At 41.4% G+C, this 14,284-nt stretch carries 13 protein-coding genes; 5 read left to right on the top strand and 8 right to left on the bottom strand.

The genetic code is table 11. From position 1 onward, the window contains the following. Nucleotides 1–168: 168 nt before the first annotated feature. The 7 genes from AC04Q1_RS23380 to AC04Q1_RS23350 all read right to left on the bottom strand — a co-directional run bounded on the left by AC04Q1_RS23380 (nt 169) and on the right by AC04Q1_RS23350 (nt 9,233). A complete protein-coding gene (locus AC04Q1_RS23380; RefSeq protein ID WP_478366965.1) occupies nt 169–741 on the bottom strand; it encodes a hypothetical protein in 573 nt (190 codons plus the stop codon). Beyond that, complete coding sequence (bamG, locus tag AC04Q1_RS23375) at nt 741–2,054, bottom strand: BamG family beta-barrel-assembly machinery protein (protein ID WP_478366964.1); 1,314 nt, start codon at nt 2,052–2,054, stop codon at nt 741–743. Before bamG ends, AC04Q1_RS23380 begins: the two co-directional genes overlap by 1 nt. Beyond that, entirely contained in the window at nt 2,035–2,769 is a 735-nt protein-coding gene (locus AC04Q1_RS23370) for a type III pantothenate kinase (protein WP_478366963.1), read from the bottom strand. Before AC04Q1_RS23370 ends, bamG begins: the two co-directional genes overlap by 20 nt. A 155-nt stretch (nt 2,770–2,924) precedes the next feature. After that, on the bottom strand, nt 2,925–3,905 hold the full coding sequence (locus AC04Q1_RS23365) for a DUF6427 family protein (RefSeq protein ID WP_478366962.1): 981 nt from the start codon (nt 3,903–3,905) through the stop codon (nt 2,925–2,927). Between the two features lie 548 nt (nt 3,906–4,453). Continuing rightward, nucleotides 4,454–5,443, bottom strand: coding sequence for a glycosyltransferase family protein (locus tag AC04Q1_RS23360; RefSeq protein ID WP_478366961.1), 990 nt, complete (start codon nt 5,441–5,443; stop codon nt 4,454–4,456). Between the two features lie 20 nt (nt 5,444–5,463). Next, complete coding sequence (locus tag AC04Q1_RS23355) at nt 5,464–6,318, bottom strand: UDP-2,3-diacylglucosamine diphosphatase (RefSeq protein ID WP_478366960.1); 855 nt, start codon at nt 6,316–6,318, stop codon at nt 5,464–5,466. A gap of 419 nt (nt 6,319–6,737) precedes the next feature. Next, nucleotides 6,738–9,233, bottom strand: a complete 2,496-nt coding sequence (locus AC04Q1_RS23350) for a YfhO family protein (RefSeq protein WP_478366959.1) — start codon at nt 9,231–9,233, stop codon at nt 6,738–6,740. Between the two features lie 129 nt (nt 9,234–9,362). Between AC04Q1_RS23350 and AC04Q1_RS23345 the strand changes: the two genes are divergently transcribed. From AC04Q1_RS23345 to AC04Q1_RS23325, 5 genes are all read left to right on the top strand, one after another. Next, nucleotides 9,363–10,463 carry an alginate lyase family protein gene (locus AC04Q1_RS23345; RefSeq protein WP_478366958.1) on the top strand — a complete coding sequence of 367 codons (1,101 nt, stop codon included), beginning with the start codon at nt 9,363–9,365 and terminating at the stop codon, nt 10,461–10,463. 46 nt (nt 10,464–10,509) lie between these two features. Then, nucleotides 10,510–11,016: a GbsR/MarR family transcriptional regulator gene (locus tag AC04Q1_RS23340; RefSeq protein WP_478366957.1), complete on the top strand. Its 507-nt coding sequence runs from the start codon at nt 10,510–10,512 to the stop codon at nt 11,014–11,016. A gap of 194 nt (nt 11,017–11,210) precedes the next feature. After that, a complete protein-coding gene (locus tag AC04Q1_RS23335; protein WP_478366956.1) occupies nt 11,211–12,026 on the top strand; it encodes a thiol-disulfide oxidoreductase DCC family protein in 816 nt (271 codons plus the stop codon). Nucleotides 12,027–12,031: 5 nt separating this feature from the next. Then, nucleotides 12,032–12,955, top strand: a complete 924-nt coding sequence (locus AC04Q1_RS23330) for a TIGR01777 family oxidoreductase (protein WP_478366955.1) — start codon at nt 12,032–12,034, stop codon at nt 12,953–12,955. A 403-nt stretch (nt 12,956–13,358) separates the two neighbouring features. Beyond that, entirely contained in the window at nt 13,359–13,808 is a 450-nt protein-coding gene (locus AC04Q1_RS23325; protein ID WP_478366954.1) for an SRPBCC family protein, read from the top strand. On the opposite strand, the gene AC04Q1_RS23320 is transcribed toward AC04Q1_RS23325, so the two are convergent. Next, nucleotides 13,795–14,247, bottom strand: a complete 453-nt coding sequence (locus AC04Q1_RS23320; protein ID WP_478366953.1) for a hypothetical protein — start codon at nt 14,245–14,247, stop codon at nt 13,795–13,797. The two genes, AC04Q1_RS23325 and AC04Q1_RS23320, sit on opposite strands and share 14 nt — an antisense overlap. Nucleotides 14,248–14,284 lie beyond the last annotated feature (37 nt).

Genomic DNA, 14,284 nt, shown 5'->3' with positions numbered 1-14,284 from the left:
AAGAAAACACAAAATTTTATTTATCAAGTGTTTAATTATTAAGGGAATGGAAGATGTAATTTGGCATATGGAAGATGGGAGTTTAGCGGGCTAAATCATGCCTTTGATTGTTGAATTTTAAGAGATTTAACACCTTATCCGTCCCACATCACCCATCTTATATGTAATCTACGGTGCTACACCTTCTTTCATGTTCAGTTCACCATTGCCACTGTCCATCTCATAGGTACTAAAATCCTGCGGGGCCTTAAAGTTGATTCCTTCGCCAACACTACCATCCACACCCTTTACATATACCCGTTGGTTGGAGTAAAAGTATTTTTTCGATTCATCCCAGATCAGTTCCTGAGAAGAAAAGGTATCGCCCTTACTGTTTTTTACCACCACGTTTTTCCTGAATTCGGTTTTAAGCTCGGTATCTTTCCTTATTGCATATTCGCAAACCAGGTTTCCATCAATGGTTCCATTCGGATTATAAAAATCGATATTTACACCTTTAACCATCTCCTGGTAAGAACCTCCGTTAGAAGGTGTAACCTTATCTAATATCGGCGCCGAACCCTTGGCTTTTACCCGGGCTGAATCGCTGTAAATAATGTCAACACCAATGGTGCGGTCTCTGGTGAGCGTTACCTTGCTTGACGAAACTGCATTTGCATTTTTTAGATCGTCGTCTCCACAGGAAGCCAAAAACAAAGGCAACACCAGAAACAGACCATATAAAAATGTTTTGCAGTTCATTAATCTACACGGTACTTACGGAACCAGGTATCATTCAAAGTAAAGCCTAAGTGGAAATTGATATATTTTTCTTTAACAAGATTATTGTCAAGCGTTCCTCTTTGCCCAACCTCGGTTGTGAAGTTAATTTTATAAAATGCAGTACCACCTGTTGCTGTTGGCAATGGAAAGCCAAAACCTAACGATGCACCCATTTGTTTAATATCCTGGTTGTTGATCTGAATATAGGTTTTATCGTAGCTCACCCCCAAACGGTAATCTATGCGTTTCATGTAACTGTTGTAAGAAAAGGCATCTGGCGTCCATTGTCCACCTAGTGATGCGCCCCAGCTATCCTGCAAACCCTGGTTCACATTGTTGATACTTGTTGCCGACCATTTGCTCATTCTAAAATCGGCACCAATCAACCATTTATCATTCTGTTGAATCGCGATTCCAAAATTATGCGTCAAAGGTAGTGTAAGGCTAGATTTTCCATTGTTCACCGTATTTAGTGTATCTGCCGCAGTACTTTCATTCCCATCCTGGTCTCTTGTGTACAACGTGGCATAAGAAGTTAGTGTTGAATTTACTTTTCCCGAAGTACTTCCTGAGTAACCTAAAGTTACAATAGTCTTTTTGCCCAGATTAAAATCGTACTGGATACCATATGAATAGTTTAAACCACCAACGCTGTTTTTGGTTTGAAGTTTGGCATTGTAAGAACCTACACTATTAAATTCAGTAGCCCTGCTGGTTTGAAGGTTGCCGAAAATATATTCGATGTTACCACCAATCCTTAAGTGGTCGCCAAAACGGTAGCCATAGCCCAAATACGCTTTTGATAAACCACCTTCTCCCTCATAAAGTTGATTTAATGTTGTGGTATCTACTTTTACCGTGTTCCTGTAATTATAACCCAGATCAGAATAAGGTAAAATACCAAAACTCAATGCCGATCTTCTGGTAACCGGGGCAGCAAATGCCAGGTGACTGAAAGTAGAGTTGAAACTCGATTCGCTCAAACTGTTACGTGTTAAGCTGGTTACGCTAGCACTCATACCAATATCAATCGTTGTGAGGTTGATGCCGGCATAGGATGCAGGGTTCTGCATATTGATGTTATTGAAACCGGTAACCTTACCTACAGCAGTAGAAATTCCACCCATTGCCCTAAATTGTGGCAATAAAGATCCTTTTATATTTCCAAGGCCATATCTTGAATATGGAGATGATGTGGTAACCTGCGCCTGGGCACTAAAACCACAAACTAAAACGAGTATGGCTGTAATATAATTTATTCTTTTGTACATTTTAATCTGCAATAGCTTCATTTAATCCTTTTAATACCAAGTAGGGATCTTTTATAATTTGAGGCGCAAAGATGCTGTTTTGTAATTGCTTATACAAAAAATTAGCATCGCCCCCCGTTATAATCACCTTTAAGGCACTTTCTTTTTTATTGTTTAAGGCAATAAAGCCTTCAATTTCATTTATTATACCCTGCAACACACCGTTCTTGATTGCCGATAGGGTATCAGTTCCCTCTACAATATCCTCTTTTGCATCCCACTCAACCAAAGGCAAACGACCGGTATATTGGTGCACAGCCTTAAAACGCATGTTAATACCAGGGCTTATGCTTCCACCAAAATATTCCTTCGATCCGCTTAAAACATCATAAGTGATACAGGTTCCGGCATCTACCACCAAACTTGCACTTGCCGGATACAATCCATTTGCACCCAAAACCGCTGCCCATCTATCCAATCCTAAAGTAACGGGTGTTTTATATCTGTTTTGCACGCCGTTAGTCAACAAGGTCGAAAACCGGATATACTCGGTATGCTTTTTTAAAAATACTTCCAGTGGTCCAACTTCCTGGTTAACACTGCTGATAATTGATTTTGCCGGAGAAAATTTCTCGATCAATTGCGCCAGATCAAGTATCCCAAGTTTATTGAAACGCTGATGGTGAACAATCTCTTTTTTTGCAAAAACCGCAACCTTGGCAGAAGAGTTTCCAATATCAATGCTTAACCTGCGCATTTAAAATCTCCCTCTGCAAATAATATGTTCTTTAGAAATTCCAATGACTCCATTTTTATCAATCCAATCAAAACCTAAAAAGGCTTTAATTCTAAAATCATGCACAAAGCTATTAATCTTTGTCAAGTTTCGTTCTAGTTATTTGTTAAAAAAGGTTAAACAAACAGAAAATACTGTACCGAAAGCACAAATAAAAGGAACAATGTCTCGTAAAACCAACGTTTTTTAGCATTGCTAAAATAGTAGGCCAACAGTACCGATCCAGGGGGCACACACAGCAGAAAATGCCAGGTTCTGAAATCGGGTTTCAGGTAAAAACTCGCTGCCGAAATAATAAACATGAAAAACAACAGCTGAAAACTTTTCCGTGTACTGATAAAACTCCTGAAGAAATTTTCGCGGAGCTGCAGCGAGGCCAATATAATAATGATGGCTACCGGAATCAGCACCAGATAATCGTTATAATTGATTTTAAAAACAGAAGGAAACTTATTGCCCAATGGCTTCCAGATCTGATAAAAGGAGCTTAAATTATCGTTCCAGTAGTAAAATACGGCGAGGAAAAAGAATACCGTAATAAAGCCGATCAATCCGGCCACCCACTCGCGCCAGTTAAACGATCTAAACAGCAACAAGGCCAGAAAGATCATCAGCAACATGGCCATAAAAGGGAAATAAATCAATGTTCCCACCGCAATAATCATCCCGATATCAAACACAGTGGTAATGGAATTGGCACTTTTGCCCAGTTTTAAAAATTTATCGATAATCCAGATCAACAGAAAATTACAGATCAATGCCGGAGACAGGATCATGAAAGGCATAAACAAACTCGTCCCCGTAACAAACATTAAACCCGGAAGGAAACTGGGTTTAGCCAATAAATTATGGTTGTTCACCACCCGGTTAAAAATCAGTGCCTGGATATAAACCAAAACTGCTGCAATAAAAATATTGGTAGAAGGACTAAACGCATTATCTAAATCAATATTGATCAGCAGCCTGGCAAAAGGTTCTAAAAAATCGAAGTTTAACTGCGCAGGGATCTCATAAAAGATAGCCATACGCAAAAAAAACGTGTAGGCCAGCAATAATACGAGGTTAATTGGACTTAGCTTTCTAAACTGATTAATCATGCCTTTTTAAAGAGTAGGCAAAGTAAAGAAAATAATTTAAGAGTAGGGGAAGAAAGATGAAGAGCGGAGGGTTAGGCGATGAGCGGAAAGATCAGGGCTTAAAGAGGAGTTTTATTATTTTTAGAAAAGCAGGTCTGTTCTTTTCGGTTACGGTAGTCCTGCCATCCGCTTTATCCCGATGAAAAAATCGGGATGTCCGCTCCTGTCAGGTTTAGATTACGCAATACCCTGCCAAGGATCAGCATAATCCGAAACACCAAAGCGGATAGCCGATAGCGGAAAGGCAACAATAGGTAACGGATGTAACTAACCATCCCCAAAAGTGTTGCTGTATATTAATAAACCCGGGAGTAGCGGCAGCCCCGATCCTTCATCGGGCTATAGCGAATAACGGGACCGTGCAGGCCAAAAGCTACTGACATTCATTTCCAAAATCAAACAGGTAACCCTTAGTGATTAATCCATCCCGAGCTCCTTCGATTACGCTCAGGATGACCATCCGAGGGTAATCGGCTTTGGACTCCAGACTAAAGACTACCGACTCAGGACTAAACCCTCGCGTATTTTTTCACCATATCATCAATAATCTGCGCCGTTTCATCCGGGAAATGGAATTCATGCTGTTGAGGGTTTTCTATCCAGTTTTTGATAATTGGCAACCAGTTTCTTGTGCTGCCCCAGATTACGGGCAAACCAAATTGTTTCAGGGCGTAGGCATTACATTGTTGTTCAAACTGGAAACGCATCGGCGCTACCAAAAGCTTTTTCTTTAAATAAAGTGCTTCTGCCGGTCCTTCAAAACCACCGCCAGTAAACAGACCTTCGCAGGTGGCCAAACTCTTATTAAACTTTTCATTGTTAACCGGCTCTACAAAAACATTCGCTTCCTGATAAGCCACTTTAGTATGTTTGGAGAAAACCTGCCATTTTACATTTGGTAACTGCGTAAACAACTTTACCAATCGTTTATCATCAATGGCGGGAAGATATACCGTATAATGACCAAGGTTTTGGCTTTTCATTTGGCGTATCTCTGCCCTGATTACCGGGGTGTGGATAAAGGTATCGTAGCGATCGAAGTGGAAACCGATATGGTATTTAGTAGGGGCATAACGGCTCAAAATCAGTTTTCCCCAATCTAAGGTTCTCGGCCGCGGTACCTTTTTAGATTTAAAGGCCGCCTGATGGCTCAATGAAACGCAGGCTATGCCCTGCAGTTTACAGGCCCAGGCGCTTACCGGTTCAAAGTCGTTAACAATTAAATTGTATTCTTTAAGCGGCAGTTGTTTCATGTCTTTCCTAAAACGGAAAAGATTCATGTTCAGCCAGGTTTTAAAATGATCTACCCCGCCTTTTTTACCAAAGATGAAACTGAAACCATGCAGCTGGTATTTTACGGGCTGACTGAGTTTTACATCGGCCTGTGTTCCACTTACCAAAATATCCAATTCGCCATATTGCTGTAACAAAGGAATAATTTCCCTTGCCCTGCTGATATGACCGTTACCTGTTCCCTGTATTGCGTAAAGTATCTTCATTTATGCCCGAATATCTAAAATTATTGGGCAATTTCATATTTTATATTCTGTAAAAGAATATTTATATCCAGTTTGCTTTTTAAATCTTCGGCGTCAGAAAGCAATCCTTCATCGAGTTCATCTTTTGTAAAGTGCTGGTGCTCATACTTAAATACCGTCCAGGCCTGGTTATCATATTCTAAGGCGGTTAAACTTTCTACCCAATCGCCACTGTTCAGGTAAACCACCCTTCCTTCTTCAGTTGAAATTTCGCGTTGCTCTGCCTGGTGAATGTGCCCACAAACCACATATTGATAGCCTTTTTCAATTGCCAGTTCTGCCGCTGTTTGCTCAAAACTATTGATGAATTTAACGGCATCCTTAAACTTTGCCTTTATTTTTTTCGAAAAGCTCATCTTTTCCCTGCCAAATGCGGTAAGTACCCAGTTTACAAAACTATTGATCAGGATCAGGGTATCGTAACCCACCGCACCCAGCTTGGCCAGCCATTTCGAGTGTTGCATGGTTACATCAAAAACATCGCCATGGAAAAACCAAGCTTTTTTACCATCTAACTCTAAAATTAACTTATTCTGAAGATGGAAAGTCCCCATTTCCATGCCGTCGAATTTGCGTAGCATTTCATCATGGTTTCCGGTCAAATAATGCACCTGAACACCCTCCGAAACAAATTTCATCAGTTTACGGATTACCTTCATGTGCGATTCGGGCCAATAACTTTTGCTAAACTGCCAGATATCGATGATATCGCCGTTTAAAATTAATGTTTTGGGTTTAATGCTTTTCAGATACTTTAAAAGCTCTTTTGCATGGCAGCCATAGGTGCCCAAATGTACATCGGAGATCACGACTACATCGACGTTTCTTTTATCCATAAACGGGAAATTTTAGGGGGAAGAGTTTTGTTACCGCTTGCTTTAAGCAGTTTAGAGATAAATTAGCTGTGTTACCACTCTTCTTCCTCATCGAGTTTTACCTCAAAGGGGCTAAAGAAATAAAGTACAACAATTAACAAACACACGGCAAAGAATGACTCTAACATATTACCTGATTTAACATTACAAAGGTAAGACACTGGATATCAAACAAATGTTACTAGATTGTTAAATTATTATTCACCCTGTTAAAATGACTTTCAGAGGTTCATTTGTTCAACTGGTGATTGCTTCATTACCCCCCGTTGTCATTGCAGGGGCAAAATGAAACATGATGCAAAAGAAGTCGACCGAGGACTAAAAAACAAAACCCCACAGGATCGCAATCCTGTGGGGTATAAATCCATATCGGAAAAATACTAAGCTTTAGCTGCTTTCTTTTTCTTCTTTTCCTCTGAATAAAATCCGAAACCCAAACCTGCCAATAACAGGATCGATCCGGCCAAAGAGATTTTTTCACCTGCGTAATAAGCGGTAGGGTGGAAAATAAATTCCAGTTTATGGTTTCCTGCCTCTAACTGTGCAGCCCGTAAAACGTAATCAGCCCTGAAATATGGCTTCTCTACACCATCAATGTACATTTTCCAGCCTTTGTTATAATAGATCTCTGAGAACACTGCAATGGCATCTTTCGCGGTAGAGTATTCGTAGGTTAAATGATCCGGATTATAGGTGGTTAATTTAATAAAACCTTCCTGGCCTGTGCCCAAGCGTTTCGTATCAATCAAAGTTTTATAACTTTCATCCACAATGGCTTCTTTCTTCGCATCGAAACTGCTGATGGCTTTCATTTCTTCATCCGAATTTCTGGCAAACTGCACACTTTGTACAAACCAGGCATTACCTGCAGCAGTTGCATTACGCTGCATCTTAAACGATCCGTTCTGGGGATCCTGTGTAATGATGTATTTGGTATTTAACATGTCCAGTACATCCTGATTGATGCTTTTGGTTAACTGGTTATCAACCAGTTCCTGAAAACGTTTTAACCTTGCCGAGTGGAAACCACCAACGGTTTTATGGAAATAAGAAGTTTCTGCACTTTTAAACGGATCGCCCAACGACATATCGAACACCCTAAAGTTTGGATCCTTATCTGCAGAAATAAAATTGTCTACATCCCTTGGCTGATAATGGTTGTTCAGGTCGCTTTTGCTTACAAAGTTTTGGTTATTCATATAACGGCGGTCTACCTGCCATAAATCGATCAGAACAAACAATGCCAATAAACCAAAGGCCAGTTGCATGTTCATCTTTTTGGTGATGAAAGCCCAGGTAATACCAAAACCAATGGCAATAAACAATAAGGTACGTAAAGCATCAGCGCGTGCCAAAGCCACACGGTCTGCAACAATACCATTTAAAATTTCCATTGCCGCACCGCGGTTATTCTGCAGGGTTTGCGTTAAAGCATCTAAAACCTGTGCCTGATTGGCCTGCGTAAAACTGAAGAAAGCGGTAGGGATAACGGCGATAATTAAAGCAAAACCACCGGTAATACCTGCAGACCAGGTTAAGCGCTGCACCAAATATTTTTGATCGTATTTACCTTCCTGTGCTTCTTTAATGGCCAAAATAGCCAACAAAGGCACCAATAAGCCGACTACTGAAAGGATTGATTCTACTGCCCTAAACTTGTTGTAACCTGGAAGGTAATCGAAAAAGATATCCGAAATAAAAGGCAGGTTTTGTCCGAACGAAAGAAACAGCAATAAAACACTCGATCCCAGTATCCACCATTTCCAGCGGTGTTTTACAATAAACAGTCCGAAAACAAAAAGGAAACAGATAATAGCGCCAAAATAATATGGTCCGGATGTACCGGGTTTATTGCCCCAGTATTGGTTGGTACCCAGGTTCTGCGCTACATATCCGATAGCCTGTTTAGGATCTACCCCCTGAAGGTTTTTTTCAACTGCCTTATAGGTATTGCTCTCAGGTTTAATAATCTCATCAATGCTGCTTGCACCACCATAAATATTCGGGATCAGAAAAGAGAAACTCTCGCCAACACCCTGGCTCCATTGGTAGGCATATTCTTTATCTAAACCGTTTGCAGGCTCAGCTTTGTCGGTAGTTAAGTTAGATTTACCACGGATGGTTTCCTTGCCATACTCGTAAGTGGTCCACAAGGTACCTGCGTTCACAAGCACTGATAAGAAAATACCGGCAGCAATATAAGCTACAGATTTACCAAAGGCCGGAAGCTGTTTGGCTTTAAAGGCATGGTAAAGTTCTATACAGCCCAGAATAAATAAGGCGATAAATAAATAATAGGTCATCTGGATGTGGTTGGAGCGGATCTCCAAAGCCATAAATAGTGCGAGCAAACTCCCACCAACCAGATACCTGCCCCTAAGGGTGAGGATAATGGCGGCCAGGATAGGCGCAAAGAAACCAATGGCCAAAGCCTTGTTGCTGTGCCCTGCGGCAATAATGATAAAGTTATAAGAGGTAAATGCAAAGGCAATGGCACCAGCCGCAGCAAGCCATGGATTTATTTTTAATACGCAGAATAATAAATAAGCACCTAAAAGGTATAGTAAAACGGTGCCTACTGGATCAGGGAATGCCCCTTTGATTAAATCGATACCATAGGTGGTAATATTTAAAGGATACTGTACCCAGATCTGGTAAGCTGGCATACCACCGAACATCTGGTTGGTCCAAAGTGGTCCTTTACCATCTTTCTCCTTGATGTCCATAATTTCTTTCTGCATGGCCTTTGCCTGCAAAACATCGCCCTGCTGTGGAGCTTTACCCTGTAAAACAGGACTGAAGTAGGCAAAAGTGATGACTACAAAAAATGCAATAATGGCCAGGTGCAGGCCATTTTTATTAAACCAGTTATTCATTAAGGTTTGTTTAAGTTTAAACGAACGTCAAAAATAAAAATTTGAGCGGTATAAAAAAGGAATTAATTAAATGCATGCTGAATAAAAATTTAGATTTGTAGGAGAGAATAAAAATTCAACCCATTTAATATGAGAAAGTTTGTTGTCGCCCTGGCACTCACCTCCCTATCTTTTGCATCCTTCGCACAGCTCGTAAGTTTAAGCGCCAGCGAAATCAAAACACTAAAAACGCAACTCAAAAACAATGAAGAAACCAAAAAGCTATACCAGGGCTTTGAAAAATCGGCTTTAAGTTACCTGAACGATCAGCCTAAGCCCATCGATACCATCAGAACCGAGGGTTTGCTAAAAGGAAACCCGAAGAAAGTGAAAACCCAGCAAGCCCTGTCAGACATGGGTAAAATGTTCGCGCTGGCTTTACAGTACCGGTTGAGTAGCGATCAGAAATATTTAAACAAATGTGTAGAATTTCTTGCTGCCTGGGCGAAAACCAACCGCCCCAACGGCGATCCTATTGACGATACCAACCTTGATGAGGCAGTTGAAGCTTACGACCTGATTAAAACAGACCTCCCTGCTGCCGATAAAAAGCAGATCGAACAATGGCTCAGCGAAACTGCCTGGGCAGAGATCAACAGCAAACGGATGAAAACAGGGCGTGCCACTGCTATTAATAACTGGAATGCGCACCGCTTAAAAGTAGTTGGCGAAATTGGTTATGCCCTAAATATGCCCCAACTGATCAACTGGACGATCGAAAACCTTAAAAGTCATATCAACATCAATCTCTATCCGGATGGTACCAGTCTCGATTTTAAAGAACGTGATGCCATGCATTACCACATTTACGACCTGGAACCGATGCTGAAACTGGCCATTATCATCAACAGGGCAAAGGGGCCGAACTTTTACACCTACGAATCGCCAAAGGGATCATCAATCAAAAAATCTGTAAGCTGGTTAATTCCATACATCAATGGCGAAAAGCAGCATGAGGAATATGTAAACACCACGGTTAAATTCGATCACGACCGGGCAAAAAACAACGAACCGGGTTTTGCTTCCGGAACGATGTTTAAACCCGAACTGGCTCTGCCGGTATTAAAACTGGCCGTTTATTTCGATCCTGCACAGACCGACTTGTTAAACCGCGTAAACAACAAGGAAAACAACTGGCAGATGGTGCTTAATGAAATTAAGCGGGGCAGGCGCAACATTCAGAATAAATAAAGTTTCAATAATTTTTGAAAGTTTAAAAATAACCTTATATTTGTGTATGGAATTAGCAGCAGCAAAATTAAAATTTATAGAGGCCTGGGGCAAGCTGGGCTCGGAATGGGGAATTAACCGCACCATGGCGCAAGTACATGCGCTGTTGCTGATTTCGGCCGAAGCGCTCACTACCGAAGAGATTATGGAGCAGCTCAGCATCTCAAGGGGCAATGCCAACATGACCCTCCGCGATTTAATCGGTTGGGGCCTGATCGAAAAGCAACATAAAGCCGGCGAACGTAAAGAATACTTTTTTGCCGATAAAGATGTTTGGAATATCGCCCGTCAGGTAGCCAAAGAACGTAAAAAAAGAGAACTTGAACCTGTTTTGAAAGTGCTCAATGAACTCTCTACCGTTACAGGCGATGAAAAAGACCCTGAGTTTACCACCTTTAAAAAATCGATCAAAGACATTAATAAGCTGGCCGTGAATGTAGATAAAACTTTAGAAACCATGCTGAAGGCTGAAGAAAGCTGGTTCTGGGGTTCGGTGCTGAAGGTGTTTAAGTAGAAGGGAGATTTGAGAGGTGAGATTTGAAATGTGAGATGTGAGAGTAAAGTAGTAAGTATCGAGTAGCAAACATGTACCCCATAAACGCTAAGCCCTAAACGCCATGCGCTAACCGCTAAGCCTTACACGAAGTTTGGCTTAATTTTTTAATCACAACTTTCATTTTTTACTGAAAGTATTAAAATTTAAATAAAATGAAAACGCTAAACCACCATGTGATTTTATTCGACAATGAATGCCCGATGTGTGATGCTTACACCAAAGCCTTTGTAAAAACCGGTATGCTGGCCGAGGAGGGTCGCGAGGCTTACCAGAAAATGCCCGAAAATATTTGTCCGCTGGTCGACCGGCAAAGGGCAGTCAATGAGATTGCGCTCGTAAATACTGAAAATGGCGAAGTAACCTACGGTATCCAGAGTTTATTTAAAATTCTTGCACATGCCATGCCCTTCTTTAAACCGCTGTTTTTATTCGGGCCTTTTGTGTACCTGATGCGGAAATTTTACGCTTTTATTTCTTACAACCGCAAGGTGATTATCCCGGCAGTAGTTAAGGCGAGCAGCATACAGCCCAGCTTTAAACTGCATTACCGCCTGGCTTATCTGCTTTTTACCTGGCTGCTAACCGCCTATATTTTAACAACCTATGCTCACCTGCTTACCAAATTTGTGCCACTCGGCAGTCCATACCGCGAATACCTCATCTGTGGCGGGCAGATAATCTTTCAGGGTATTATTATTGTTTGCTATAAAAGAGAGAAACTTTGGGACTACCTGGGCAATATGATGACGATTTCTTTCGCCGGTGCGCTCCTGCTCTTACCAGCTTTGGTTATTGCGAAATACCTCAGCATCCCAGGTATATTTTTTATCCTTTATTTTTTAATGGTGGCCGGCCTGATGTTTCTGGAACATCTCCGCAGAAGCAAGCTGTTGCAACTCGGCTGGACAATGAGTATCACCTGGGCGCTTTACCGTTTAATTGTTTTAGGTTTAATCTTTAGTGTATAGCAATCATGAAATATAGAAAAATTGTACTCGCAGGTGGAAACGGTTACTTAGGTACTGTACTGGCCAAACATTTTAGGCCTTTAGCAGATCAGGTGATCATTCTCGCCAGAAAACCGCAGCCTACAACAGGCAATATCAAAACACTGGTATGGGATGGTCAAACCACAGGCGACTGGACAACAAGCCTTCAAGATGCCGATTTACTCGTTAACCTCTGTGGCAAAAATGTAAACTGCAGGTACACCAAAAAAAACAAAAAGGAAATTTTCGATTCAAGATTGATCCCTACACGTTTACTGAGCAAGGTCATCAACAGCCTTACAAATCCTCCAAAACTTTGGATCAACATTACTTCTGCCACCATTTACCGCCATGCGGAAGACCGCCCTCAGGATGAACTGACAGGAGAAATCGGTGATGGTTTTTCTATCGAGGTCTGCAAAGCCTGGGAGGCCAGTTTCTTTGAAAACGAAACCCCTAAAACCAGAAAAGTAGCACTAAGGATGGGTATCGTTTTGGGACTAAAAGATGGGGCATTCCCCCGCCTGCTTAACCTGGTTAAACTGGGCATGGGTGGCAAACAAGGCAATGGTAAACAGTATGTAAGCTGGGTGCACGAACATGATGCAGTGAGAAGCATAGAATGGCTGCTTAATCACCCAGAAATTGAAGGCGTATTAAACTGCACCGCACCTGGGGCGATAAAAAATCAGGTATTTATGCGCAGTATCAGAAAAGCTTATGGCATTGACTTTGGTTTACCCGCTCCTGCCTGGCTTTTAGCTATTGGCGCGAAAATTATCGGGACAGAAACCGAACTGATTTTAAAAAGCAGGTGGGTTAAACCCGCTGTGTTATTAGAGAATGGATTTGAGTTTAAATATGGAGAGATCGATGGAGCGGTGGGGGCTTTAAAGGCGGAGGGTTAGAAGGCGGGAGGGCTGAAGATATTTGGTAGGTAGTTGATTAGTCTTGAGTTGGGAGATTGGAGTTGGAGTAAATTAATCAGCATTGCACTTAGGGCCGGGCGTTTGGCGTTTTTAACCGATTGATCAGTCTGGTGGAAGGCGCTGAATGTTCGGAACGCTGGGTTAAAGTGGAAAATGTTAGATGGACGATGGAATGGGTTCAGCGTAAATCTGCGCGATCAGGAGATTATTGGCAGTTGATTCACGCAGATCAAAGAAGATCACGCAGATTAAATAATCAGTTAGCTTTGCGAGAGCGTGGGGGGGAGAGCGGGACGTCGGAAAGACAAAAGCATAAAAACTAAAGCAAAAGCTTAGGCGGCAAGACCCATTGTTCGCCTGGCGGAATAAATAAATCTAAAACATGTCAATCCTGATTTTAAAAACAATGATGAATGCGCCGATTGAGCGCTGTTTCGATCTGGCACGAAATATCGATCTTCATGTAAAGTCGATGGAACGCTCGGGTGAGCAGGCCATCGCCGGGAGGAGAAATGGATTGATCGGCCTAAATGAATCGGTTACCTGGCGTGCGAAACATTTTGGCATCTATTTCAATATGACGAGCAAGATTACCGCCATGGAACGGCCAAACTTCTTTATTGACGACATGGTTGAAGGTCCGTTTAAAAAACTTCATCACCAACACTGCTTTAAAACCATGGGTACACAAACCGAAATGACCGATATCTTCGAATTTGGAGCGCCATTTGGTATTTTAGGAAGGCTGGCAGAAAAAATATTCCTTGAAAAATATATGCGGCAATTGCTTGTTGAAAGAAACAAAGTAATCGTACGCTTTAGTCGAGCGTAAAATTAACGCTTAGGGTATATTTCATTTTAACAAGTCCGATGGTATGTGCCTCACGATCATCGCCCTTGTTTAAACGCTGTAAAATTGTTAAGGATTGATTGGGTTGAAGTTTAGTTTCTCTTTTAATTTCATAACAATTGCGCCCCCCTTTATCTAAACTATCCCTAAGATTAAAAGAAACTTCTGATATGACCTGTTTGGTTATATTCTTGATGGTAATTTTAGCAAACTTGTTAAAGTTAGCATCATGTGTATATTTTATTTCCTTAACATATCCATTATGCTGGCGGTTTGTGTTATCCTCACTCATGGATGCTAACAAATGAATATCCGGAGACAAGGAGGCTTTCGCTGGTCTTTTCTCCGGTGCAGGTTTGAGGGCCATATTCCAAAGCCCGAAACAACATCCCATTAATATTCCTATTTCCTTTGTAGACATAACTGAGCGGTTTAATCTGTATCCCTAAGCTATTCAT

It is taken from the genome of Pedobacter humicola, assembly GCF_056490705.1.
Note: the sequence above shows the minus strand (reverse complement) of the source record. Positions and strands in the feature narration are given on the sequence as shown.